At 69.2% G+C, this 22,161-nt stretch carries 20 protein-coding genes and 2 pseudogenes; 12 read left to right on the top strand and 10 right to left on the bottom strand.

Going from position 1 to position 22,161, the window contains the following annotated elements; genetic code table 11:
- Window positions 1-76 precede the first annotated feature (76 nt).
- Window positions 77-1,467, bottom strand: a pseudogene (locus BMG07_RS22950) (3-deoxy-D-manno-octulosonic acid transferase).
- A gap of 131 nt (window positions 1,468-1,598) precedes the next feature.
- On the bottom strand, window positions 1,599-2,981 hold the full coding sequence (locus BMG07_RS22945) for a phosphomannomutase/phosphoglucomutase (RefSeq protein ID WP_198086479.1): 1,383 nt from the start codon (window positions 2,979-2,981) through the stop codon (window positions 1,599-1,601).
- A gap of 112 nt (window positions 2,982-3,093) precedes the next feature.
- On the opposite strand from BMG07_RS22945, the gene BMG07_RS22940 reads away from it, so the two are divergent.
- From BMG07_RS22940 to BMG07_RS22930, 3 genes are read left to right on the top strand one after another with little or no spacing between them, the layout of a single operon-like run.
- On the top strand, window positions 3,094-4,689 hold the full coding sequence (locus tag BMG07_RS22940; protein ID WP_198086478.1) for a DNA-3-methyladenine glycosylase 2 family protein: 1,596 nt from the start codon (window positions 3,094-3,096) through the stop codon (window positions 4,687-4,689).
- A 6-nt stretch (window positions 4,690-4,695) separates the two neighbouring features.
- Window positions 4,696-5,196 (top strand): methylated-DNA--[protein]-cysteine S-methyltransferase, encoded by a 501-nt coding sequence (locus BMG07_RS22935; protein ID WP_198086477.1) that lies wholly within the window; start codon window positions 4,696-4,698, stop codon window positions 5,194-5,196.
- A 30-nt stretch (window positions 5,197-5,226) separates the two neighbouring features.
- Complete coding sequence (locus BMG07_RS22930; protein ID WP_198086476.1) at window positions 5,227-6,189, top strand: DMT family transporter; 963 nt, start codon at window positions 5,227-5,229, stop codon at window positions 6,187-6,189.
- 16 nt (window positions 6,190-6,205) lie between these two features.
- Here BMG07_RS22930 and BMG07_RS22925 read toward each other — a convergent pair whose 3' ends face one another.
- Complete coding sequence (locus BMG07_RS22925; protein ID WP_198086475.1) at window positions 6,206-6,871, bottom strand: DUF1345 domain-containing protein; 666 nt, start codon at window positions 6,869-6,871, stop codon at window positions 6,206-6,208.
- Window positions 6,872-6,969: 98 nt separating this feature from the next.
- Between BMG07_RS22925 and BMG07_RS22920 the strand changes: the two genes are divergently transcribed.
- The 4 genes and pseudogenes from BMG07_RS22920 to BMG07_RS22905 all read left to right on the top strand — a co-directional run bounded on the left by BMG07_RS22920 (window position 6,970) and on the right by BMG07_RS22905 (window position 11,683).
- Window positions 6,970-7,656, top strand: coding sequence for a cytochrome c4 (locus tag BMG07_RS22920; protein ID WP_198086474.1), 687 nt, complete (start codon window positions 6,970-6,972; stop codon window positions 7,654-7,656).
- Between the two features lie 10 nt (window positions 7,657-7,666).
- A pseudogene (locus BMG07_RS22915) lies at window positions 7,667-8,952 on the top strand (cytochrome c).
- A gap of 630 nt (window positions 8,953-9,582) precedes the next feature.
- On the top strand, window positions 9,583-9,972 hold the full coding sequence (locus BMG07_RS42630; protein WP_269759299.1) for a hypothetical protein: 390 nt from the start codon (window positions 9,583-9,585) through the stop codon (window positions 9,970-9,972).
- 106 nt (window positions 9,973-10,078) lie between these two features.
- Entirely contained in the window at window positions 10,079-11,683 is a 1,605-nt protein-coding gene (locus tag BMG07_RS22905; RefSeq protein WP_198086473.1) for a class I adenylate-forming enzyme family protein, read from the top strand.
- On the opposite strand, the gene BMG07_RS22900 is transcribed toward BMG07_RS22905, so the two are convergent.
- Genes BMG07_RS22900 through BMG07_RS22890 form a run of 3 tightly spaced genes read right to left on the bottom strand, consistent with a single transcriptional unit; the run spans window position 11,671 to window position 15,205 of the window.
- A complete protein-coding gene (locus BMG07_RS22900) occupies window positions 11,671-13,227 on the bottom strand; it encodes an AMP-binding protein (RefSeq protein WP_198086472.1) in 1,557 nt (518 codons plus the stop codon). The two genes, BMG07_RS22905 and BMG07_RS22900, sit on opposite strands and share 13 nt — an antisense overlap.
- A gap of 5 nt (window positions 13,228-13,232) precedes the next feature.
- Window positions 13,233-14,375, bottom strand: coding sequence for a DUF5938 domain-containing protein (locus tag BMG07_RS22895; RefSeq protein ID WP_198086471.1), 1,143 nt, complete (start codon window positions 14,373-14,375; stop codon window positions 13,233-13,235).
- Between the two features lie 26 nt (window positions 14,376-14,401).
- A complete protein-coding gene (locus BMG07_RS22890; protein WP_198086470.1) occupies window positions 14,402-15,205 on the bottom strand; it encodes an SDR family NAD(P)-dependent oxidoreductase in 804 nt (267 codons plus the stop codon).
- Window positions 15,206-15,408: 203 nt separating this feature from the next.
- Between BMG07_RS22890 and BMG07_RS22885 the strand changes: the two genes are divergently transcribed.
- From BMG07_RS22885 to BMG07_RS22870, 5 genes are all read left to right on the top strand, one after another.
- Entirely contained in the window at window positions 15,409-16,086 is a 678-nt protein-coding gene (locus tag BMG07_RS22885) for a TetR/AcrR family transcriptional regulator (protein WP_269759298.1), read from the top strand.
- 19 nt (window positions 16,087-16,105) lie between these two features.
- Window positions 16,106-16,441, top strand: a complete 336-nt coding sequence (locus tag BMG07_RS42625; RefSeq protein WP_269759297.1) for a hypothetical protein — start codon at window positions 16,106-16,108, stop codon at window positions 16,439-16,441.
- Window positions 16,333-17,250, top strand: a complete 918-nt coding sequence (locus tag BMG07_RS22880; protein WP_307867048.1) for an LLM class flavin-dependent oxidoreductase — start codon at window positions 16,333-16,335, stop codon at window positions 17,248-17,250. Before BMG07_RS42625 ends, BMG07_RS22880 begins: the two co-directional genes overlap by 109 nt.
- Window positions 17,138-17,818 (top strand): glutathione S-transferase N-terminal domain-containing protein, encoded by a 681-nt coding sequence (locus tag BMG07_RS22875; RefSeq protein WP_307867049.1) that lies wholly within the window; start codon window positions 17,138-17,140, stop codon window positions 17,816-17,818. The genes BMG07_RS22880 and BMG07_RS22875 overlap by 113 nt, the downstream gene beginning before the upstream one ends.
- A gap of 72 nt (window positions 17,819-17,890) precedes the next feature.
- The gene (locus tag BMG07_RS22870) at window positions 17,891-18,547 is read left to right on the top strand and encodes a TetR/AcrR family transcriptional regulator C-terminal domain-containing protein (RefSeq protein WP_198086468.1); all 657 of its coding nucleotides are present in this window, start codon (window positions 17,891-17,893) and stop codon (window positions 18,545-18,547) included.
- A gap of 19 nt (window positions 18,548-18,566) precedes the next feature.
- Here BMG07_RS22870 and BMG07_RS22865 read toward each other — a convergent pair whose 3' ends face one another.
- The 4 genes from BMG07_RS22865 to BMG07_RS22850 all read right to left on the bottom strand — a co-directional run bounded on the left by BMG07_RS22865 (window position 18,567) and on the right by BMG07_RS22850 (window position 22,017).
- Complete coding sequence (locus BMG07_RS22865; protein ID WP_198086467.1) at window positions 18,567-19,322, bottom strand: siderophore-interacting protein; 756 nt, start codon at window positions 19,320-19,322, stop codon at window positions 18,567-18,569.
- A gap of 135 nt (window positions 19,323-19,457) precedes the next feature.
- Window positions 19,458-20,015 carry a Fur family transcriptional regulator gene (locus tag BMG07_RS22860; protein WP_198086466.1) on the bottom strand — a complete coding sequence of 186 codons (558 nt, stop codon included), beginning with the start codon at window positions 20,013-20,015 and terminating at the stop codon, window positions 19,458-19,460.
- 42 nt (window positions 20,016-20,057) lie between these two features.
- Window positions 20,058-21,737, bottom strand: a complete 1,680-nt coding sequence (locus BMG07_RS22855; protein ID WP_198086465.1) for a cyclic peptide export ABC transporter — start codon at window positions 21,735-21,737, stop codon at window positions 20,058-20,060.
- Window positions 21,738-21,777: 40 nt separating this feature from the next.
- Complete coding sequence (locus BMG07_RS22850; RefSeq protein ID WP_198086464.1) at window positions 21,778-22,017, bottom strand: hypothetical protein; 240 nt, start codon at window positions 22,015-22,017, stop codon at window positions 21,778-21,780.
- Between the last annotated feature and the right edge of the window lie 144 nt (window positions 22,018-22,161).

Genomic DNA, 22,161 nt, shown 5'->3' with positions numbered 1-22,161 from the left:
CCCTGTCGCCAGCGCTTCGTTGGGTGCGCGCCCCCATCCCAGCCTTCCCCCAGAGGGGGAAGGAGCCAGCGGCAATTCAGTCCAGTGTGGGTTCCGCGCGCGGCGGTTGTTGCTGGTCGTCGTCGAGCGGCGCATTCACCGTGTCCACCGGCTCCGCCGCCTGCGCAATCGCCAGCACCGCGGCCGCCGTACGCTCGGCCGCCCCACGGTTCGACGACGCGAAAGCCAGCGCAGCCTGCGCCATCGCCGCGCGACGCTCGGGGTTCTCGACCAGCTTCAGCGCCGCCGTCACCGCCTGCTCCATGCCCTCGACACGCAGCGACGCACCGGCCGCCAGCGACAGCTGCGCGGCCTCGGCGAAGTTGAAGGTCGACGGCCCCATGATCACCGGGCAGCCGCAGGCCGCCGGCTCGATCAGGTTCTGCCCGCCCAGCGGCTCGAAGCTGCCGCCGAGCAGCGCCACGTCGGCCAGGCCGTAGTACAGCGCCATCTCGCCCAGCGAATCGCCGAGCCAGATCTCGGCCTCGGCGGGCTGCCCCGCCGCGCTGCGGCGCGCCACCGCGAAGCCTTCGGCCTCGATCAGCGCGGCCACTTCATCGAAGCGCTGCGGATGGCGCGGCACGATCATCCATTGCACGTCGTGCACGCGCTTGGCAATCGAGCGCACCGCGCCCTGCTCGGGCGGCACCGGCGAAGTCGCGCCGAAGCGCTTGAGCACTTCGAGCAACAGCCGCTCTTCGCCGTCGCGCGAACTCGCGAGCACGACCATCGGGCGCGGCAGGTGCTCACGCAGCGACATGGCCGTGCTGAGTTGGCGCGCGTCGGGCGTGGCATCGAATTTCAGGTTGCCGTACACGCCGGCCACCTTGGCGCCCAGCGACACGAGCCGGTGCGAATCGGCCTCGGTCTGCGCCCACACGGCGGTGAGCGCGGAATAAGCCGGCCGCGCAAGCCACGCCAGGCGCTCGGCCGCGGCCAGCGATTTCTCGTTGAGCCGCGCATTGGCCAGCACCAGCGGAATGCGGCGCTCGGCGCAGGCGGCGGCCATTTCGGGCCAGACCTCGGTTTCCATCAGCACGCCGATGCGCGGCTGGAAGCGGTCGAGAAAGCGCGCCACGGCGCCGGGCGTGTCCCAGGCTGCCAGACCTGCGTGTCACCGGGCTCGAGCAGCTTGGCGCCCTCTTCGCGGCCCGTGGCCGTGCCGTGCGTGAGCAGGATCGGCACGCCCGGGTACTGGCGTCGCAGCTCGGCGATCAGGATCGCGGCCGCGCGCGTCTCGCCGAGCGAAACGGCGTGGACCCAGCATTGGGCATGGCCGGTGATGGATTCGTCATAACGGCCGAAGCGCTCTTCGACGGCCACGCCATAGCCGGGCTCGGCCACGGCGCGGCGCCGCAGCTTGCGACGGACCAGCGGTTGCACGGCGGTGGTGAAGACGCCGTAGAGGCGCAGCAATAGCGAACGCACAGGCTAGCGACCTTTCAAAAGATATGGCCGGATGCGGCCGCCGCCGGGCCGCCCCAAGGCGAGCCGCGCCTCCCCCTCGGGGGGTGGCGAATTACACGGAGCGCAGCGAGTGAGAAGCCGGGGGGCCGACATCAATGCGCAGCAGCTGCCAGTTGGGCGTCGGGCTTGGCCGTTCGCAGCAGCGCCAGCATCTCGGCCTCGATGCGCTTCAGCGCCGCATCGGTCTGGCCTTCGAAGCGCAGCACCAGCACGGGCGTGGTGTTCGACGCGCGGATCAGGCCGAAACCGTCGGGCCAGTCGACGCGCAAGCCGTCGATGGTCGAGACCTGGGCCGGCGCCGCGAAGCGCGCGCCCTTCACCAGCTTGTCGACCACCGCGTGCGGCTCGCCCTCGGCGCAGGCCACGTTCAGCTCGGGCGTCGAGAAGCTCGTGGGCAGCCCATTGAGCACCGCGTTCGCATCGGGGCTCTTGCTCAGGATTTCGAGCAGGCGGCAGCCCGCATAAGTGCCGTCGTCGAAGCCGAACCAGCGCTCCTTGAAGAAGATGTGGCCGCTCATCTCGCCACCCAGCGGCGAATCGATTTCCTTCATCTTCGCCTTGATGAGCGAGTGGCCGGTCTTGTAGATCATGGCCTTGCCGCCCGCCGCCTCGATGGCCGGCGCCAGCCGCTGCGAGCACTTCACGTCGAAGAGGATGGTGGCGCCCGGCACGCGCGACAGCACGTCCTGCGCGAACAGCTGCATCTGGCGGTCGGGGAAGATGTTCTGGCCGTCCTTGGTGACGATGCCCAGGCGGTCGCCGTCGCCGTCGAAGGCCAGGCCCAGTTCGGCGTCGCTGCTGGCCAGCGCGGCCATCAGGTCCGCGAGGTTCTCGGGCTTGCTCGGGTCGGGGTGGTGGTTGGGGAAGTTGCCGTCGACTTCGCTGAACAGCTCCGTCACCTCGCAGCCGATGGCGCGGAAGATGGCCGGCGCCGACGCACCCGCGATGCCGTTGCCCGAGTCGACCACGATCTTCATCGGCCGGGCCAGCTGGATGTCGCCGGCGATGCGCTTCACATACGCGTCGGTCACGTCGACCTTGCGCACGCTGCCGCCGGCAGCCAGTTGCGCCGAGCCGGCTTCCATGGTCTTGCGCAGGCCCTGGATCTCGTCGCCGTAGATGGCGCGGCCGGCCAGCACCATCTTGAAGCCGTTGTAGTCCTTGGGGTTGTGGCTGCCCGTGACCTGGATGCCGCTGGTGCACAGCGTGTGCGCGGCAAAGTACAGCATGGGCGTGGTGACCGCGCCCACGTCGATCACCTCGACGCCGGTGGCCACCAGGCCCTTGATCAGCGCCTCGGCCAACGCGGGGCCCGACAGGCGCCCGTCGCGTCCCACGGCCACCGACTTTTCGCCGGCCGCGCGCGCGGCGCTGCCGAAGGCGCGCCCCAGTGCTTCGGCCACGTCGGCATCGAGGGTGGTGGGCACGACGCCGCGGATGTCATAGGCCTTGAAGATCGACGCGCTGAGCTGCATGAATGGCGTTTCCCTGTGGGTTTTTTGGATCGAGGCATTGTAGGCAACGCTCCGGGGCGCCACATGTCCGAAAACGGCCAGTTGAAACGAGTCGAAACCGTATCATTTGCCCATGCCTACCGCCCACGCCCCCACCGAAGCGCTCGAGAGCGACGCCTGCTACCTGGCGATGAAGACGCACGACGCGCGCTTCGACGGGTCGTTCTTCACCGCCGTGACCTCCACCGGCATCTATTGCCGCCCGGTCTGCCGCGTCAAGCTGCCGCGCCGCGAGAACTGCCGGTTCTTCCGCCACGCGGCGCAGGCAGAGGCCGAGGGCTTTCGCCCCTGCCTGCGCTGCCGGCCCGAGCTGGCGCCGCGCGCGGCCAGCTGGTCGACCGAAGACGCCTCGCGCATCCTCGCGCTGCAGGCGGCGCGGCTGATCGACGAGCCCGACGCCTGGGCCGAGGAAGGCCCCGGCGCGGCGCAGATCGCGGCGCGGCTGGGCGTGAGCGACCGCCACCTGCGGCGCATCTTCGAGGCGCAGTTCGGCGTCTCGCCCCTTCAATACCTGCAGACGCGCCGCCTGCTGGCCGCCAAGCAACTCATCGCCGACACCCGATTGCCCATGACCCAAGTCGCCCTGGCCAGCGGATTCGCGAGCGTGCGCCGCTTCAACGCCGCCTTCGTCGAGCACTACGGACTCAACCCGAGCGCACTGCGCCGCGCCGGCGGCGCGAGCGTCGAGGGCGGCGAAGGCAAGGCGATCGAGGTGCGGCTGGGCTTTCGCCCGCCCTACGACGCCAACGCCATGCTGGGCTTCTTCGCGCGCCGTGCGCTGCGCGGTGTCGAGGCGGTCTCCACGTCGGACGGCAAGGAGCCCGCCAAGGGCAGCACGCCCACCTACGTGAAGCTGGCCCGCACGCTGCGCATCGCACAGGGCGCCCAGGCACATGCGGGCTGGCTGCAACTGCGCTTCGACCTCGAACGCGAGCAGATGCTGCTGTCCGTCAGCGACTCGCTGGCCGCCGTGCTGCCGATCGTCATCAGCCGCGCCCGCGCGCTGTTCGATCTCGACGCCGAACCGATGGCGATCAACGCCGCGCTGCACGCGGCCTTCCCGCACGGCGACGGGCTGCGCGTGCCGGGCACGGTCGACGGCTTCGAGCTGGCGGTGCGCGCGGTGCTGGGCCAGCAGATCACGGTGGCCGCGGCGCGCACCTTGGGCTCGCGGCTGGTCGAGGCCTTCGGCGAGCCGATCGCCACACCCGTCGACGGGCTGAACCGCCTGTTCCCCACGCCCGCGGCCATTGCCGCGGCGAGCGGCAACGCGCTGGGCCAGCTCGGCATCGTGCGCCAGCGGCAGACCGCGCTGCAGGCCATTGCCCGCGAGGTCGCGGCCGGCAAGCTGGCGCTGCATGCGGGGGCCGACGTGCCCTCGACCATCGCGGCGCTGCAGGAGCTGCCCGGCATCGGCGCCTGGACCGCGCAGTACATCGCCATGCGTGCGCTGCGCTGGCCCGACGCCTTTCCGGCCGGCGACGTCGCGCTGCAGAAGGCGCTGGGCGTGACCACCGCGCGCGCCGCCAGCGAGGCCTCGCAAGCCTGGCGGCCGTGGCGCAGCTATGCGGTGCTGCGCGCATGGCACGCGCCCTCGCCTTCGCCATCGCCCTGCGTGGCGGCGGCGGAACCTTCTCCCCTCATCACCACGGCAGGCCTCACCGCCTGAAATGTCATGAAGTTCAAGAGCAAAGTCATCTACACCTCGCACACCGACACGCCGCTGGGCGGCATCACGATGGCCGCCACCGACCAGGGCCTGGCCGGCGTCTGGTTCGACCAGCAGCGCCACTGGCCCGACACCACGGGCTGGATTCCCATGGACGACCACCCCGCGCTGGTCGAGGCGGCGGCCCAGTTGCGCGACTACTTCGCCGGCAAGCGCGACCGCTTCGACATGAAGCTCGACCTCTCGCACGGCACCGCGTTCCAGCAGAGCGTGTGGCAGCAGCTGCTGGCCATTCCGGCCGGCGCCACGCTGAGCTACGGCGCGCTCAGCGCCAACGTGGGCAACCCGGCCGCGGTGCGCGCGGTGGGCGCGGCCGTGGGGCGCAACCCCATCAGCGTGATCGTGCCCTGCCACCGCGTGCTCGGGTCCGACGGCTCGCTGACCGGTTACGCTGGAGGGCTGGACCGCAAGACCGCCCTTCTCGAACTGGAAGGCGCGCTGCAATAAGAAAACCTCCCGCTGGAGAACGAGAGACGCATGACCACAACGAACAACAACACGTCGGCCCCGGCCATCGCGCCCACACCCACTGCGTCCGCCGCACCCACCGCCTGGCTCGTCGACCTGGTGCTGCTGGGGGCGCTCTGGGGTGCGTCCTTTCTCTTCATGCGCATCGGCGCGGCCGAGTTCGGCGCGCTGCCCGCGGCCGCCGTGCGGGTGACCATTGCGGCGCTGTTCCTGCTGCCGGTCGCGCTGCTGCGCGGCCACGGCCCGACCATCGCCAGGCACTGGAAGGCCAGCTTCGCGGTCGGCGTCTTCAATTCGGGCTTGCCCTTCGCGCTGTTCTGCTTCGCGCTGCTGAGCATCAACAGCGGGCTGGCCGCCGTGCTCAACGCCACCACGCCGATGTTCGGCGCGCTGGTGGCCTGGGCCTGGTTTCGCGAGCGGCCCGCGGGCTCGCGCATCGTCGGCCTCGTGATCGGCTTTGCCGGCGTCGCGATGCTCGCCAGCCGCAGCGCCGGCGTGCATGCGGGCGCCACCGGCCATGCGGCGCTGTGGGGCGTGCTGGCCTGCCTGGGCGCCTGCCTGTGCTACGGCATTTCGGCCAGCGCCACGCGCCGCCACCTGAGCGGCGTGCCGGCCCTGACCACCGCCACCGGCAGCCAGATCGGCGCCACGCTGTTCCTGGCCATTCCCGCCGCGCTGCTGTGGCCCGCGCAAATGCCGAGCCTGCGCGCATGGCTCGCGCTGCTGGCGCTGGGCATCGCCTGCACCGGCGTGGCGTACATCCTTTTCTTCCGGCTGATCGAGCGCGCCGGCCCCGCCCGCGCGCTGACGGTGACCTTCCTGGTGCCGGTGTTCGCGCTGTTCTACGGCGCCGTGTTTCTCGACGAAAGCATCACGCAGTGGATGCTGGTCTGCGCGGGGGTGATCGTCTGCGGCGTGGCGCTGTCGACGGGCATCCTCAAGTTCGGCGCGGCGCGCAAGGCCCCGGCCTGAACTGCTCGCAGGGACCTCAGGCGAAAGCGCCGGCCACCACGTTGACCGACATGGCCAGCACCAGCATGTTGAAGGCGAACGACAGCACGCTGTGGAACAGCGTGATGCGCCGCATCTCCTTCGAAGTGGCTTGCACATCGGAGACCTGCGAGGTCATGCCGATCACGAACGAGTAGTAGAGAAAGTCGAAGTAGTCGGGGGCGTCGTCCTTGCCCGGAAAGTCGAGGCCGCCGTCGGGCGTGCCGCCCTTCTGGTCGATGTAGTAGCGGTGCGCGTAGTGGAAGGCGTAGATCGAATGCATCATCAGCCACGACCCCGCCAGCGCCACCAGCCCCAGCGCGACGTGCGCGGTGCGTTCCCAGCCGTTCATCTGCTTGACCTGCTGCAGCAGCATCGCGATGGCCACCACGCTCGCGCCGACCGCCACCAGCATCGACACCAGGATCACCACGTTGGGTTGGTCGAGCGACTGCGCGCGCTCGCGCGTGCTTCGCGCGTCGAAGGTGTCGGCCAGCCACCACGTGAGCACCTGGTAGACCAGCACGCCGGCGCACCAGCCGGCCAGCCCGCGCGCCATGCCGCCGAGCGGCAAGGGCGCCAGCGCGATGGCCACGCCGACGCCGACCACGCCGCCATACAGAAGACGCTGCGGACCGGTGGTGGTGGAAAGATGTTTGCGCATGCGGCACTGTAGCCCCGCGCGCGAACTGCTATCGTCGGACGCGACCCCACCATGAGCCACATTCCAGGAAATTTCCGCGCCGCGCTGGCCGCGCTGCTGTGCTGCGCGCTCTGGCACACCGCGGCCGGCGCGCCGGCGCCGCCGTCGTGCCGGCCGTGGTGCCCGACACCATCGCGCAGCGCGTGGCCGCCTGCATCGCCTGCCACGGGCGCGAAGGCGCGACCACCAACGCCGGCTACTTTCCGCGCCTGGCGGGCAAGCCGGCGGGCTACCTGTTCAACCAGCTCGTGAGCTTTCGCGACGGGCGCCGCTCGAACAGCGACATGGCGTACATGGTGCAGCACATGTCCGATGCGTACCTGCACGAGATCGCCGACTACTTCGCCGGGCTCGACCTGCCCTACCCGCCGATCTCGCCGCTGAGCGATGCCAGGCCCGAAGTGCTCGAACGCGGCCGCATGCTCGCGCTCGAAGGCGACCGCGAGCGCCGCTTGCCAGCCTGCGTGCAATGCCACGGCGCGGCGCTGACCGGCGTGCTGCCGGCCACCCCGGGGCTGCTGGGCCTGCCGCGCCTTTACCTCGCGTCGCAACTGGGCGCATGGCTCACCAACGACCGGCATGCGATGGCGCCCGACTGCATGGCCGAGGTCGGCCGGCGCATGTGGTCTTCCGACGTCAACGCCGTGGCGAGCTGGCTCGCGACACAGCCGATGCCCGCCAACACCCGACCGGCCGCATCGCTGCCCGCGCCGATGCCGATCGCCTGCGGCGGCATCTCGAAATGACGAGGCACGCATGAGCCTCTTGCGACGCGCCGGATGGACGGTGCTTGTGCTGGTCGTGCTTGGCGCGCTGGTGGCCGGCGCGCTCGTGGCCTTGAACCTGCGCGGCGAAGACCCGCTGCCCGAGCGGGCCGAGGCCTTCAACGCCACGCCGCAGATGGTCGAGCGCGGGCGCTACCTCGCGCTGGCCGGCAACTGCGCGGGCTGCCACACCACGCGCGGCGGCCGGCCCTACGAGGGCGGCCTGCCGATCGAGACGCCCTTCGGCACGGTCTATTCGAGCAACCTGACGCCCGACGACAGGACCGGCATAGGCAGCTGGAGCAGCGCGCATTTCTGGCGTGCGATGCACAACGGGCGGAGCAAGGACGGACGGCTGCTGTACCCGGCGTTTCCGTATCCGAACTTCACGAAGGTGACGCGTGAGGACTCGGATGCGATCTATGCGTTCCTGCGCACCGTGGCGCCGGCGCCCGCGCCGAACCTTGCGCACCGGTTGCGCTTTCCGTATGACACGCAGGCCGCATTGGCCGTGTGGCGCGCGCTCTCGTTCAAGCCCGAGACTTTCGTCGCGAATGCAGGCAAGCCTGCCGAGTGGAACCGGGGCGCCTATCTGGTCGATGGCCTCGGCCACTGCATCGCCTGCCATGGCAGCCGCAATTCGCTGGGCGCGACGGAGACGAAGCGCGGCCTGTCGGGCGGCCTGATCGCCATCGAGAACTGGTACGCCCCTTCGCTCACCGATCCGCACGAAGCCGGCGTGGCCGATTGGCCGAGCGCCGATGTCGTCGCGCTGCTCAAGACCGGCGTGGCGCCGCGCGGCTCCGTCATGGGCCCGATGGCCGACGTGGTGTTCCGCAGCACGCAGTACCTGGGCGATGCGGATCTGACCGCGATGGCCAGCTATCTCAAAGACCTGCCCGACATGCCGAAGCAGGAAGAACAAGTCACCACCAAGGCCCCGATCCGCCGCGATGCCGGCACCATGGCGCGCGGCGCGAAGATCTACGACCAGCGCTGCGCCTACTGCCATGGCGACCAGGGCCAGGGCGCGACGGGCGCTATCCGCCGCTGGCGGGCAACCGCGCCGTGAACATGGCGCAGCCCACCAACCTGATCCAGGTGATCGCGCATGGCGGCTTCCTGCCCACGACAGCGGGCAACCCGCGCCCCTACGGCATGCCGCCTTTCGGGCAGACGCTCGATGCTTCGGAAGTCGCTGCCGTGCTGACCTACATCCGCGGCTCGTGGGGCAACGACAGCGCGCCCGTCACGCAGCTCGACACCATGCGCCGCTGAGCGGCGCGCCATGCGGCGACCGTAGAGAACGTCCTACAAGCACAGCCGCATTCCGCGCATGGAAGCACGCCATGCGCCCTATTAACTTGTGGGTCATCAACAGGGAGCCGCGCCCGGAAGCCGCCTGCGCCAAGCGACGCGCAAGTGCCCGAGGCTTTTTCTTCGACCCCAAGGATTTTTCATGCTGTTGCTCCGCTCCCGCCCCTTCGACTGGACCACCCGCTTCGGTGCCTTCGGCGCATTGGTCGGCACCGGTTTTCTGTTTGCCACCGCACCCGCGCTTGCCGATCCGTCGCCCGCGCTGGACCGCTTCAGTTTCTCGGTCGGTGCCTTCAACGCCGACCCCAAGTTCAATGCCTCCGTCACCACGCCCTACGGCGCGCTGCAGTCGGGCGACATCAAGCCCGGCCGCGTGACGATGCCGCGCATCTCGGCCGACATGCTCATCGGCGACAGCCAGGGCATCTCGTTCGACTACTACAGCTACAAGCGCGACTATTCGGGCGGCCTTGCCAGCAGCAATTCGTTCGGCAACTTCGGCACGCTGAACACTTTCGGCAACGCAACATCAACACCAAGCTCGACTTCGCCAAGCTGTCCTACAAGTGGTGGATCGGCTCGGGCAACACCGTGCTGGGCCTGGGCGCGGGCGCGGCCTACTACCGTGCGACGCTGGGCGCGAGCGCCAATGCCGTCGTCAACGGGCAGGTCGGCACCTACAGCGAAAGCTCCAGCGACAACGCGATTGCGCCGCTGCTCGAAATCGGCGTGCGCCATGCCATCAGCCCCGACCTGCGGCTGTTCGCCGACGCCTCCGGCGTGTGGAAGAACGGCGGCCGCTTCCACGGCAACATCTACAACGCCTCGGCCGGCGTCGAGTGGTTCCCGGTGAAGAACATCGGCCTGGTGCTGGCCTACGGCGTCACCAACATCGACCTGACGCGCGACACCAACTTCGCGGACACGCGGCTGAAGGTGCGGCTGCAAGGGCCCTCGGCTTTCCTGAAGGCGCGCTTCTAAGGCCCCCAAGGCCTTCCGTGCGGCTCGTGTAGCCAGTCTTCGCAAGACGGGGCCGTGGCGCCAGCCTTAGCTGCGCCACACCGAACGAAGAACGGAGACACCGAGCATGCCTGCAGCCCCCACGGCCCTGCCGCCTTCCCACGCGCGCATTTCGCGCATCGCGCTGGGCGACGTCGTCCACCGCTGCGCGCGCCGCTTCGGCGAGCGCACGGCACTGATCGAGGGCGAGCATCGCCTGTCTTATCACGCGCTCGACGCCGCGACAAACCGCTTCGCGCACCACCTGCTGGGCCTGGGCCTGGCAAAGGGCGAGCGCGTGGGCATGCTGTGCAACAACTCCATCCAGATGGTGGTCGCCATGCTGGGCATCCAGAAGGCCGGGCTGGTGTGGGTGCCGATCAACACCGCGCTCTCGGTGGAGGCCATCGGCTACATCCTGGCGCACGCCGAAGTGCGGCACCTGGTGATCGACACCGCGCTGCATGCCAGGCCCGAGCTGCGTGAACTGCTGCAGGCCACGGGCGTGTCGCCGCTGCTGTGCGTGCTCGACGGCGACGCGCCGCCGGCCGGCATCGCGACCGTGCCGCAGGCCATTGCGCAAGGCCCCGAGTCGCTGCCCGACGTCGCCATCGACAGCACGGACCTCGCGCTCATCATGTACACCAGCGGCACCACCGGGCGCCAGAAGGGCGTGATGCATTCGCACGCGTCCGTTCACTCGGTGCTGCTGAGCAACATGGTCGAGTGGGGCAGCAGCCCCGAGCGCGCCGACGTGTGGAGCAGCGTGCTGCCGCTGTTCCATTGCGGGCAGCACACGGTGCTGATGTCGGCGCTGGCGGTGGGCGGCGCGCTGGTGGTGCTGCGCGGCTTCGACCCCGGCGCGGTGCTCGCGGCCATCGAGCGCCACAAGATCACGGTGATGGTCGGCCTGCCGATGATGTACGGCGCGTTGCTCGCGAACCCGCAGCGCGCCGCGCGCGACCTGTCGAGCCTGCGGCTGTGCGTGTACGCAATGGCGCCGATGTCGCGCACGCTGCTGCTGCGCCTGCTCGACGAGTTCTGCCCCAACTTCGCGCTGGTCTCGGGCCAGACCGAGATGTACCCCGGCGCCACCATCTTCGAGGCGCACGAGCAGCGCAAGCGCTTCGGCTCCTACTGGGGCGTGGGCACGCTGGTGAACGAGGTCGCGGTCATGGGCGACGGCGGCGAACTGCTCGGGCCGAACGAGGTCGGCGAAATCGTCTTTCGCGGCCCCAACGTGATGCTCGGCTACTACAAGGACCCGGAGGCCACCGCCAACGCGCAGCGCTTCGGCTGGCACCACTCGGGCGACCTGGGCAAGCTCGACGACGACGGGCAACTGATCTTCCTCGACCGCCTGAAGGACATGGTGAAGTCGGGCGGCGAGAACGTGCCGTCGATCAAGGTCGAGGAGGTGCTGCTGCGCCACCCCGCCGTGCTCAACGCGGCCGTGGTGGGCCTGCCGCACGACCACTGGGGCGAGGCCATCACGGCCTTCGTCACGCGGCGGCCCGATGCACCGGCCGACTTCACTGAAGCCGCGCTCACGGCTCACTGCAAGGAACACCTCGGCGGCTTCGAGGTGCCCAAGCAGATCGTCTTCCTGGCCGCGCTGCCGATGACCTCCACCGGCAAGATCCAGAAGTTCGAGCTGCGCAAGGCGCACCAGGGCCACTATCAGCGCGGCTGACCGGCTCCCCCGGCCACTTGCAGCAGCGTGGCGCGCACGTCCTTCTTCAGCACCTTGCCGACCTTGGAACGCGGCAGGTCGCCCCACACCTCGACCTGCTTGGGCGCCTTCACGCTGCCGATGCGCGCCTTGACGAAAGCCTTGATCTCTTCCACGTCGACCTGCCGGCCGGCGTGCAATTGCAGCACCGCCACCACGCGCTCGCCCCATTTCTCGTCGGGCAGGCCGACCACGGCGCTGTCCTGCACGTCGGGGTGCTGCATCAGCGCCTGCTCGACCTCGGCCGAATAGACGTTGAAGCCGCCCGAGATGATCATGTCCTTGGCGCGGTCGACGATGTACAGGAAGCCGTCGGCATCGAGGTAGCCGATGTCGCCCGTGTGGTGCCAGCCGAAGCGCCCCGCTTCTTCGGTCGCGCGCGGGTCCTTGTAGTAGCCCTGCATCACGAGCGAGCCGCGCACCACGATCTCGCCGCTGTCGCCGGTGGGCAGCAGCGCGCCGTCGCCGTTCATCACGCCCACCTGCACCAGCGGCCCGGGCCGGCCCGCCGACGACAGGCGCTGTCGTGCCACCGAGCCGTCGTCGTTGAAGTGGTCCCGCGGCGACATCATCGAGATCATCATCGGCGCCTCGGTCTGGCCGAAGAGCTGCGCCATGACGGGGCCGACTTTTTCGAGCGCCTCCTCGAGCCGCGCGGTCGACATGGGCGCGGCGCCATACCAGAAGCACTGCAGCGAATCGCGCTTGGTGGCCGCCAGCTGCGGATGCTGCAGCAGCATGTAGATCAGCGTGGGCGGCAGGAAGGTGTGGGTGATGCGGTGCCGCTCGATCAGCGCCAGGAAATCGCCGAGGTCGGGCTTGGGCATGATCACCACGCGCCCGCCCAGCGCCATCACCGGCAGGCACAGCACGCCGGCCGCATGCGTGAGCGGCGCCAGCGCCAGGTAGGCGGGCCGGCCCTCGAAGGGATAGCCCATGAGCGTGAGCGCCGACATGGCTTCGAGGTTGCGCCCCGTGAGCATCACGCCCTTGGGCTGCCCCGTGGTGCCGCCGGTGCCGGCGATCATGGCCACGTCGTCGGGCGGCGCGATGTCCAGCGGCGAATCGTCCAGCCCTTCGAGCCATTCGTCCATGGCGGGCGCGAAGGCCTGCGCATCGTTCAGGCACACCAGCGCGCGCAGCTTGGGCAACTGCGGGCGCATCTGCTCGACCATGGCCGCGTAGTTGCCGTGGAAGACCAGGCAGGCGCAGTCGAAGGCGTCGAGCACGAAGGCGTTTTCGCTGGCTTCGTTGCGCGGGTTGATCGGGCACCACACGCAGCCCGCGCGCGAGATGCCGAACACCGTGGCGAAGGCCATCGCGTCGTTGCTCGAGAGCACCGCCACCTTGTCGCCCGGCCGCAGGCCCGCGCGCTGCAGGCCGCGCGCCACGCGCCAGCTGATGCGCTGCACCTGGGCATAGCTCAGGTCGGTGTCGCCCAGCGTGAGGCAGGGCGAGTTGGCGCCCTGCTGGGCGCCCTTGTCGAGGTAGTCGACGAGGCGCATGGGTGTCAGCCCAGTTGCGTGAGCATGGGCTCCTGCACCAGCCCGAAGCTGCGCAGCGCACCCAGCAGCTCGCGATGCCCGAAGGCCTGGCAACCCGAGGCGAAGCCCGCGCGCCGTGGCGGCTGCTGCAGCAGCGAGGCCGCCGCGTAGGCCTGCAGCAGGCCGGTCTGCTTGTAGTTGCAGTTGCCGAAGATCACGCAGTGCACGCGGCCCAGCGGGCCCGAGGCATGCACCGAGTCGACGGACTTGTTGATGCGCGGGTTCTCGCGCGGGGGCATGGTGTTCATCACGCTCGACGCCGTCTTGGACAGCGCGGCGTAGCGGTCTTCTTCGTTCATGCCCTCGGTGGCCTTGAGCGCGGCGGCCACGATCTGCGGCACGCCCTGCATCAGCGCCTTGTTGAAGACACCGCCGAGCACCTTCACGTTGGCCACGCGCGGGTCGCGCTTGAACCACACGGGGTGCGAGGTGCCGCCCCAGGGCAGCGCCAGCGCGGCTTCGTGCTGGCCCGGAATCGACAGGTGGTACAGGCCCGCGTCGGGCTGCCACTCGACGTACTCGTTCTGCTCCAGGTAGTAGGCCTTCGACGTGGCCGCGTTCACCAGGATGGTCTGGGTCGAGGCGATGGTCGGGCTGCCGCCCCAGAACACGGCGATGTCCAGCGTGTCGAGCCCCGGCGTTTCCAGGCACAGCTGCGCCGCGATTTCGCCGGTGGTGTACATGTGCGCCAGGCCGGGCGAGAGCAGCAGGCCCGCGGCGGCGAATTTGGCGCCGAACTCCTGCTCGAGCGTGATGAGCCAGTCCTGCTCGCCCGTGGTGTCGGTGTAGTGGCAGCCGGCGGCCAGGCAGGCCTGCACGACCTCGGGGCCGAACTTGGCGAAAGGCCCCACGGTGTTGAGCACCACCGAGGCGCCGGTGAAGAGCTCGGTGAGCGCCGCCACCGAGTGCGCCACTTCGACCACCTCGTAGCTCGCGGTCTCGATGCCGGGCACGTTCGACTTCATTGCCGCATCGACCTTCTCCGCGCTGCGGCCTGCCGCAATGAAGGGGATGTTGTACTCGCGCAGGTACTCGCAGACCAGGCGCCCGGTGTAGCCGGAGGCGCCGTAGACGACGACGGGTTTCTTCTTGCTGTTGTTGCTGCTCATGTTTTCTCTCCTTGATGTCGTTCTGTTCACATGCCCATGCCGCCGTCCACCGCCAGGCCCGCGCCGGTGATGAACCGGGCCGCGTCGCTGCACAGGAAGACCACCACGTCGGCCATGTCGCCGACTTCGCCCAGGCGCCCGAGCGGCGTCTGGCCGATCACGTCGCCGACGGCCGCTTCGACGCTGGGCGCGAGGCCCGCCGCCACGATGTCGCTGGCCAGCTTCATGCCCATGTCGGTGGGCACGAGGCCGGGATAGATGCAGTTCACGCGCACGCCGTACCCCAGCTTGCCGGACTCCATGGCCGCCACGCGCGTGGCGCGGTCGACGGCCGACTTGGTGGCCGAGTAGCCCGCGATGGCCGGGAACGCGATGGTGGCCGCCACTGAGGCGATGTTGACCACCGCCCCGCCGCCGCCCGCGCTGCCACCGGGGCGCATCGCGCGGAACGCGTGCTTCATGCCCAGCAGCGTGCCGGCCACGTTCACGTCGAGCATGCGGCGCAGGTCGTCGCCGTTGACGTCGATCACCAGCGAGGTGATCTCGATGCCCGCGTTGTTCACGAGGATGTCGAAGCCGCCCAGTTCCTTCACGGTGGTCTCGGTGGCCGAGGCCCAGTCGGCATCCTTGGTGACGTCGAGCGGAACGAAGCCCACTTTCGCGCCCGATGCCGAGAGCCGCGCGGCGGTTTCGCGGCCCACGTCGGCGAGCACGTCGCCGATCATCACCGACGCTCCAGCCCCTGCCAGAGCCTCTGCGATGCTCGCGCCAATGCCGCGCGCACCGCCCGTCACGAGCGCACGGCGCCCTTTCAAGTCGAACTTGGCCATCACTTGTCTCCTGTGGATATGTTTATGAGATGGAGCGGTCATGCTAGAAATCGACTTGACGCATGTCAAGTTTTTCTTTGACACACGTCAAGATTTTTTAGAATGACATCCGTGGCACGCCGGATGCGGGTTCTCCCGCTTGCGTGATATGGTTTGCAATCAACAAGAGATACAGGGGCCGGCATGCGCGGTCCGGCTTTGAAATGACGACACATCAACGGGTAAAGAAGCACGCGGAGCGGGTGCCCAAGGCAAGGGTCGACAAGTTCTCGGAGCGGCGCGCCGAACTGGGCGAAGCCGCGCTCACCACGCTGGCGGCGCTGGGCTATGCGCGCACCAGCCTGCGCGAGATCGCGCAGAACTCGGAGTTCTCGCATGGCGTGCTGCACTACTACTTCAGCGACAAGATCGACCTGATCATCTGCAGCGTCAAGCAGTACAAGGCGCGCTGCGTCAAGCGCTACGACCACGCGGTCGACAGCGCCACCACCTGCGACGAACTGATGGAAGGCTTCCTGCAAAGCCTGGCCGACACGTTGCGCGACGAAGGCCACGTGCACCGCCTCTGGTATGACCTGCGTTCGCAGGCGCTGTTCGAGGAAGCCTTTCGCAGCGACGTCGTGCAGATCGACAAGAGCCTGGAAGACATGATCTGGCGCATCATGAGCCGCTTCACGCAACTGTCGGGCGAAGAGCCCGGCATGTCGCCCGCGGCCACGTATGCGCTGTTCGACGGGCTGTTCCAGCAGGCGCTGCTCAAGCACCTGTCGGGCGACACCAAGGCCGTGGCCGACATGCAGGCCGACGTGCGCCAGGCCATCACGCGCCTGTTCTCGCTGGGCGCCAAGGCCGCGCCGGCCGTCCGCAAGCGCCGCGCCTGACGCGCGCCGCCGGACGGGCATGCCCCCCTTCAACGCCGCCTACCGGCAGACCCTGCTCGCCGGCCGCCTCACGCTCGGCCTCATGACGCCGGTGGCCCGCGCCAACGGCGCCATGGCCGACCCCGAGGCCGAACGCAACATCGCCGCCCTCGCCGATCGGCTTGGCTTTGCCGCGCTGTGGACGCGCGACGTGCCGGTGATGGTGCCGCAGGGCGAAGAAATCTCGGTGCTCGACGAGCCCTTCGTGTGGCTCGCGATGCTGGCCGCGCCACGCGGCGCATCGCGCTGGGCACGGCCGCGGCGGTGCTGCCGCTGCGCCATCCGCTGCATGTGGCCAAGGCCGCGCTGTCGCTGAACCGGCTGTCGCAAGAGCGCTTCATCCTGGGCCTGGGTTCGGGCGACCGCGAGGCCGAGTTCGCCATCTTCAAGCAGGACATCGCGCTGCGCGGGGACGCCTTTCGCGAACGCTGGAACCTCGTGCGCTCGGCCCTCTCGCCCGAGCCGGCCGAGCGTGCAGCGCTGCACGAAGCCACCGGCGGCCATGACCTCATGGCCGCGCCCGCCGAACGCATCGGCATGCTCGTGGTGGGCTCGGCGCGGCAGTCGCTGCAATGGACCGCCGCGCATGCCGACGGCTGGGCCACCTACCACCGCGACGAGGCGCGCCAGCAGGGCCGCATCGGCCTGTGGCAGACGGCGCTGCGCGAGCGCGCGGGCAGCGAGGCCAAGCCCTTCATCCAGTCGCTGCAGATCGACCTGCTCGAAGACGCCGACGCACCGGCCGAGCCCATCGAACTGGGCCTGCGCACCGGGCGCATGCGCTGGTGGCGTACCTCGACCGCATGGAAGACGCCGCGTGGCGCATGTGCTGATGAACGTGGTGCGCGGCAAGCGGCCCGCCGCGGAGGTGGTCGAAGAACTCGGCCGCGAGGTGCTGCCCCGGTTGCAAGGCCATGCGCGCACGCCGATCGCCTGAGCCGGGCAGAATCCGGCGCTTGCAGTTTCTTCCTTCTTCAGGACACCACCCATGACCGATCTCTCGAGCTTCCCCATCACGAAGAAATGGCCCGCGCAGCACCCCGAGCGGCTGCAGCTGTATTCGCTGCCCACGCCCAACGGCGTGAAGGTGTCGATCATGCTGGAGGAAACCGGCCTGCCCTATGAGCCGCACCTCGTGAGCTTCGAGACCAACGACCAGATGTCGCCCGAGTTCCTGTCGCTGAACCCGAACAACAAGATCCCCGCCATCCTCGACCCCGACGGCCCGGGCGGCAAGCCGCTGGCGCTGTTCGAGTCGGGCGCGATTCTGATGTACCTGGCCGAGAAGACCGGCAAGTTCATTCCGCAGGACGCCGCCGGCCGCTACGAGACCCTGCAGTGGGTCATGTTCCAGATGGGCGGCATCGGCCCCATGTTCGGCCAGCTCGGCTTCTTCAACAAGTTCGCCGGCAAGGACTACGAAGACAAGCGCCCGCGCGACCGCTACGTGGGCGAATCGAAGCGCCTGCTCGGCGTGCTCGACAGGCACCTCGCGAACCGCGAATGGATCATGGGCGACAGCTACACCATCGCCGACATCGCCGCGTTCCCGTGGATCCGCAACCTCATCGGCTTCTACGAGGCCGGCGAGCTGGTGGGCTTCAACGACTTCAAGAATGTGGCGCGCGTGCTCGAGGCCTTCGTGGCACGGCCCGCCGTCGCGAGGGGCCTGAACATTCCCAAGCGCGGCTGACACGCCCCGCGCATCCCCGGCGGCTGGTTAAACTAACAGCGTTAGCCTAAGCCCCGGGGATGAAATAGAACGATGCGAATCCAGCGCGACCAGATCATCGCGACAGCCCTCGTGCTGCTCGACGAGCACGGCCTCGACGGCCTCACGATGCGGGCGCTGGCGCTGGCGCTGCAGGTGCAGGCCCCGTCGCTTTATTGGCACTTTCCGAACAAGAAGGCGCTGATCGACGGCATGGCCGACGCGCTGGTCGAAGGCGTCGCGCGCAACCCCACCGAAGGCCTGCCGTGGCAGGACTGCGTGCGCAGCGTGGGCCAGGAACTGCGCCAGGGCATGCTGTCGCATCGCGACGGCGCGCGCGTGTACGGCGGCACCTACGTCACTTCGGACAACACCCTGCGCGTGGGCGAGGCCATGGTCGGGCCGCTGCTGCGCGCGGGCGCCAGCCCCAAGCTCGCGGCCTGGGGCTCCTTCAGCATGATGTACTACGTGCTCGGCTTCGTGATGGAAGAGCAGGCGCTGGGTCCCGGACAGGGCATCGACCTGGCCGGCAACCGGGTCGAACTGCTCGCGAAGACAAAGGGAAAATTCCCCTCGGTGTTCGCGTGCGCCGAGGCTCTTTTCGATACCGACTTCGAAGATCGCTTCACGGTCGGCCTCGACGTGATCGTGGCCGGGCTGGCGAAGAAGATCGAGGCGGAAGCAAAGGCGAAGAAGGCAGCGAAAGCCTGACGGCGCAGGCCGCGTTGGCTCAGTCGAGCCCGGTCTTGCCCGTCGCCCAGTAGGCCTTGGCCTTGATGCGCCGCGACTCGACCCCCTGCGCCTTCAGCGCACGGCTCATCTGCCGGATCGACGAGGCCTTGCCCGTGAGCACGTAGTGCGTGCTGCCGTCCATGGGCGGCACCATCGCGGACAGCAGCTCCGCCAGGTGCGAGTCGTCGGTGCGGCGCTCCATCAGCGCCAGCGGCTCGATGCCCAGCGCGTCCAGCACCTGGCGCGACTCGGCGATGGCGCCCACCTCGAACACCGCGCGCACGCCCTGCGCACCGGCGTCCCGCCCGCACAGCGACGCGGCGAGGCCGAACGTGGTTTCGTCGCCGAACACGATCGTCGACGCCGGCAACGGCTCCAGCACCAGCGAGCGGCGCGGGCCGAACACCATCCGCTTGTCGCCCGGCCGCACGCGGCGCACCCATTCGCTGCCCGGCCCTTCGCCGTGCGCGAACGCCATGATGCGCGTGACGCCGCGCGCGGCATCCCAGCGCACGGGCGTGTAGGTGCGGGTTTCGAGGCCACCGCCGATCTTGATCTGCACCTTCTGGCCCGGCGCCCAGTGATGGCTCTCGAAGGCCACGCATTCGAGGTCGATGAGGCGAAAGCGCGCCGACAGGCTGGTGGCGGCAATGACGCGCACGGGGCGCAGGAACAGGCGGGTGAGCGTGCGTTCGACCAGCCCTGGCTGGTCGGTGTCGGGCGCCGCTTCGGACCCGATGTGGAAAGAAGACATGAGGAACTCTCTGGTCTGTGAGTGCGACAACGCCGCGCAAGGGAGCGGCAGCCCTGCGGCGACAGGAAGGCACCCGTCGACCGCCCTACCTTACAACGTTAGGCAGGGTCTCGATCATAAACTAACAGCGTTAGTTTATGGCTGAACCACGCCGCCGGCATGGACACCGGCGCTCACCGCGAACGCGCGCGCGGCCTGCGGCTGCGCATCGTCGCAGCGCGCGCAATCCTGCTGGACGCACGCGAGCTGCACCGTCACCGGCCCGCCGGCCGGCAGGCCATGCGCCTGCGCCGCACGCATCAAACCCGCGTGCAGCACCTCGTCGACCACCTCGACGCTGGCGTTGCAGCCGCCGCAGCGCATGCGCACCGTGCGCTCGGCGGGCTGGGTGCGCCACAGCCGGTGCACGGCGCGCGCGCCACCGAGGCTGCGCTCCCACTCGCGCTGCACGAGGTTGACCTTCTCCAGTTCCTTGATCACTCGGTAGACGCTGGCCAGTCCGGTGGCCGTTCCGCGCCGGAGCATGCGGCGAAACACTTCCTCGCCGCCCAGCCATTCGGAACCGCCCTCGGCCAGCGTCTGCAGCACGCACAGGCGAATGACCGTCGGCCGGATGCCCAGGCTGCGCAACTGCACCGAAAAGCCTTCGTTCGCCGGCGCCGCCGCCTGCCGCATTGCTGATGAAGCTGCCATCGACTTCCGCGCGCCCCTGTTTGCCGTATGCCTTGGCCGTGCTCAGGCCGCGAGGCCCTGCGCCGGCACCGCCGTGGCCTGCGCGATGCGCCCGGCCTTCATGTGGACGATGCGGTCGGCCACGTGGAAGTAGCGGTCGTCGTGCGAGATGACCACCAGCGAATGCCCCTTGGCGCGCAACTCGGGCAACAGCTCGGTGTAGAAAAGATGGCGGAAGGTCGGGTCCTGGTCGGCCGCCCATTCGTCGAACACCAGCACCGGGCGGCCTTCGAGGTACGCGTGCACCAGCGCCAGCCGCTTGCGCTGGCCGGTCGACAGGTCGGTGGTGCTGAAGGCGCCGTCCTTCACCGACACCTTGTGCGCGATTTCCAGCCGCTGCAGGTAGGGCAGCGCAGTCTCGGGCAGCGCCTGGTGGCCGCCCTCCTCGCCGGCCACGAGGTCTTCGAACAGGTAGAAGTCGGAGAACACCGTGGTGAAGAGCTGCCGGTAGTCGTCGCGCGTCTCGGGCGTGACGACCTTGCCGTCGAGCACCACCTCGCCCTGCTGCGGCGCATACAGGCCCAGCAGCAGCTTGATGAGCGTGGTCTTGCCCGAGCCGTTGTCGCCCACGATGAAGACGATTTCGCTGCGGCCGATCTGCAGGTCGACCGGGCCCAGCACGAAGGCGTCGCTGCCCTCGGGCGCATCGAAAGCGTAGCGCACGCCGCGCAGCTCGATGGCGTTGCGCAGCGGCGGCGAGGTGGGCGGCGAGTCCAGGTGCAGGTGCGGCTCGGGCGTGGCGAAGCGGGCCGACAGGTCGGCAATGCGCTCGAAGGCCACGCGGGCGCGGCCCAGGTGCGGCAGCGCGCCGACGATCTGGTCCATCGGCCCCTTGATGAACAGCAGGATCAGCACGAAGCCGCTGAGCACCACCGGGTCGGTCGTGCGCCACGCGGCCCAGCCGAGGATCAGCGCGATCAACAGGAAGAACAGCGCCGAGCCGAAGGACGTGGCCAGCACGAAGATGTTGATCGCGCGGCGGTTGATGTCGCGGATGTTGTCCACGGTGCGGGCGATCTGCCCTTCGTACACCTTGGCGCGGCGCGCGCGGTGCATGCGCAGTTCCTTGGCGCCTTCGCTGATGCCGCGGTAGGCCTTGTGCAGCAGCTCTTCCTGCTCGCGCGACTGGAAGAAGCCCGAAATGCCGCGCCCGTGCGCCCAGGTCTGCACGATCACGCCGATCAGCATCGCCGCCACCAGCAGCCCGAACAGCGGCAGCGACAGCCAAGCGAGGTAGCCCAGGCAGCCCAGCGCGATGGCCAGCGAGATCATGGTGGCGGCCAGCATGAAGGCCACGTCGCTGATCATGTCCACGTCCTGCGTGAGCACGGGCATCAGCCGGTGCATGCGGTAGCGCTCCAGCGCGTCGATGGGGGCCGCGAGAATTTTCTGCGCCAGGTCCTTGCGCACCTGCGCGACCAGGCGCTGGCCCACCACGTTGTTCGAGATGTCCGACACCGCGCGGCCGAACAGCGACATCACGCACAGCGCGATGAAGGTCAGCAGCAGCCCGCCGGCCATGCCGCCGGGCCGGCTGAGCACTTCGTTGATGGTCGCCAGCAGCGCCACGGTGGCCGCGCCCGCCCCGATGCCGGTGACGGTCGAGAGCGCGATCCAGGGAGTGAAAGGTTTCAGCAGCCGAAGAAGGTCGGACGCCTTGGCGCTGGTGGCTTGGGTTTGCATGACCGGTATGACGCTCCTGCGCGCCGGATGTTTAGCCCGGCTACTGCAGCGTCGGCTCCTGGCGCGACTCGTCGCCGGGTGCGGAGCCGACCATGGCGGCGCCGGCCAGCGCCCACAGGGTCAGAGCCTCGTCGAGCGCGCGCACGTGCTTCGCATCGCGCCCCAGCCACAGGACCAGCTTCTGCGCGCGCTCGAGCGACGGCGCGTCGTGCAGCTCGCGAAAGAGCCGCCAGGCCTCGCTGAAAGCCGGATCGGAAGGAACGTGGTGTCGGGAGTTCATCGCATTCGGGGGGCTGGGACGGCTGTGGATGCGTGGATAGACGCAGCCCGCCGGCGGATGTTTAGCGCGTGTCATCCCGGCGTCGCAATTTCGTGGACTCTTTCACGGCACTAAACCTTTGGGCCCGCCATCCGTCTCCATCAG

The organism is Variovorax sp. E3 (assembly GCF_016082275.1).
In the GTDB taxonomy this organism is placed as follows: Bacteria; Pseudomonadota; Gammaproteobacteria; order Burkholderiales; family Burkholderiaceae_C; genus Variovorax.
The sequence above is the reverse complement of the archived record's forward strand: the minus strand, read 5'-3'. Positions and strand labels throughout refer to the sequence as shown.

What these genes read in the sequence shown, in the direction of transcription:
- BMG07_RS22945 (WP_198086479.1), bottom strand. Translation starts at nt 2,981, where the DNA reads ATGCAGCTCAGCGCGTCGATCTTCAAGGCCTATGACATCCGCGGCGTC.
- BMG07_RS22940 (WP_198086478.1), top strand. Translation starts at nt 3,094, where the DNA reads ATGCCTACCGCCCACGCCCCCACCGAAGCGCTCGAGAGCGACGCCTGC.
- BMG07_RS22935 (WP_198086477.1), top strand. Translation starts at nt 4,696, where the DNA reads ATGAAGTTCAAGAGCAAAGTCATCTACACCTCGCACACCGACACGCCG.
- BMG07_RS22930 (WP_198086476.1), top strand. Translation starts at nt 5,227, where the DNA reads ATGACCACAACGAACAACAACACGTCGGCCCCGGCCATCGCGCCCACA.
- BMG07_RS22925 (WP_198086475.1), bottom strand. Translation starts at nt 6,871, where the DNA reads ATGCGCAAACATCTTTCCACCACCACCGGTCCGCAGCGTCTTCTGTAT.
- BMG07_RS22905 (WP_198086473.1), top strand. Translation starts at nt 10,079, where the DNA reads ATGCCTGCAGCCCCCACGGCCCTGCCGCCTTCCCACGCGCGCATTTCG.
- BMG07_RS22900 (WP_198086472.1), bottom strand. Translation starts at nt 13,227, where the DNA reads ATGCGCCTCGTCGACTACCTCGACAAGGGCGCCCAGCAGGGCGCCAAC.
- BMG07_RS22895 (WP_198086471.1), bottom strand. Translation starts at nt 14,375, where the DNA reads ATGAGCAGCAACAACAGCAAGAAGAAACCCGTCGTCGTCTACGGCGCC.
- BMG07_RS22890 (WP_198086470.1), bottom strand. Translation starts at nt 15,205, where the DNA reads ATGGCCAAGTTCGACTTGAAAGGGCGCCGTGCGCTCGTGACGGGCGGT.
- BMG07_RS22885 (WP_269759298.1), top strand. Translation starts at nt 15,409, where the DNA reads ATGACGACACATCAACGGGTAAAGAAGCACGCGGAGCGGGTGCCCAAG.
- BMG07_RS42625 (WP_269759297.1), top strand. Translation starts at nt 16,106, where the DNA reads ATGCCCCCCTTCAACGCCGCCTACCGGCAGACCCTGCTCGCCGGCCGC.
- BMG07_RS22870 (WP_198086468.1), top strand. Translation starts at nt 17,891, where the DNA reads ATGCGAATCCAGCGCGACCAGATCATCGCGACAGCCCTCGTGCTGCTC.
- BMG07_RS22865 (WP_198086467.1), bottom strand. Translation starts at nt 19,322, where the DNA reads ATGTCTTCTTTCCACATCGGGTCCGAAGCGGCGCCCGACACCGACCAG.
- BMG07_RS22860 (WP_198086466.1), bottom strand. Translation starts at nt 20,015, where the DNA reads ATGGCAGCTTCATCAGCAATGCGGCAGGCGGCGGCGCCGGCGAACGAA.
- BMG07_RS22855 (WP_198086465.1), bottom strand. Translation starts at nt 21,737, where the DNA reads ATGCAAACCCAAGCCACCAGCGCCAAGGCGTCCGACCTTCTTCGGCTG.
- BMG07_RS22850 (WP_198086464.1), bottom strand. Translation starts at nt 22,017, where the DNA reads ATGAACTCCCGACACCACGTTCCTTCCGATCCGGCTTTCAGCGAGGCC.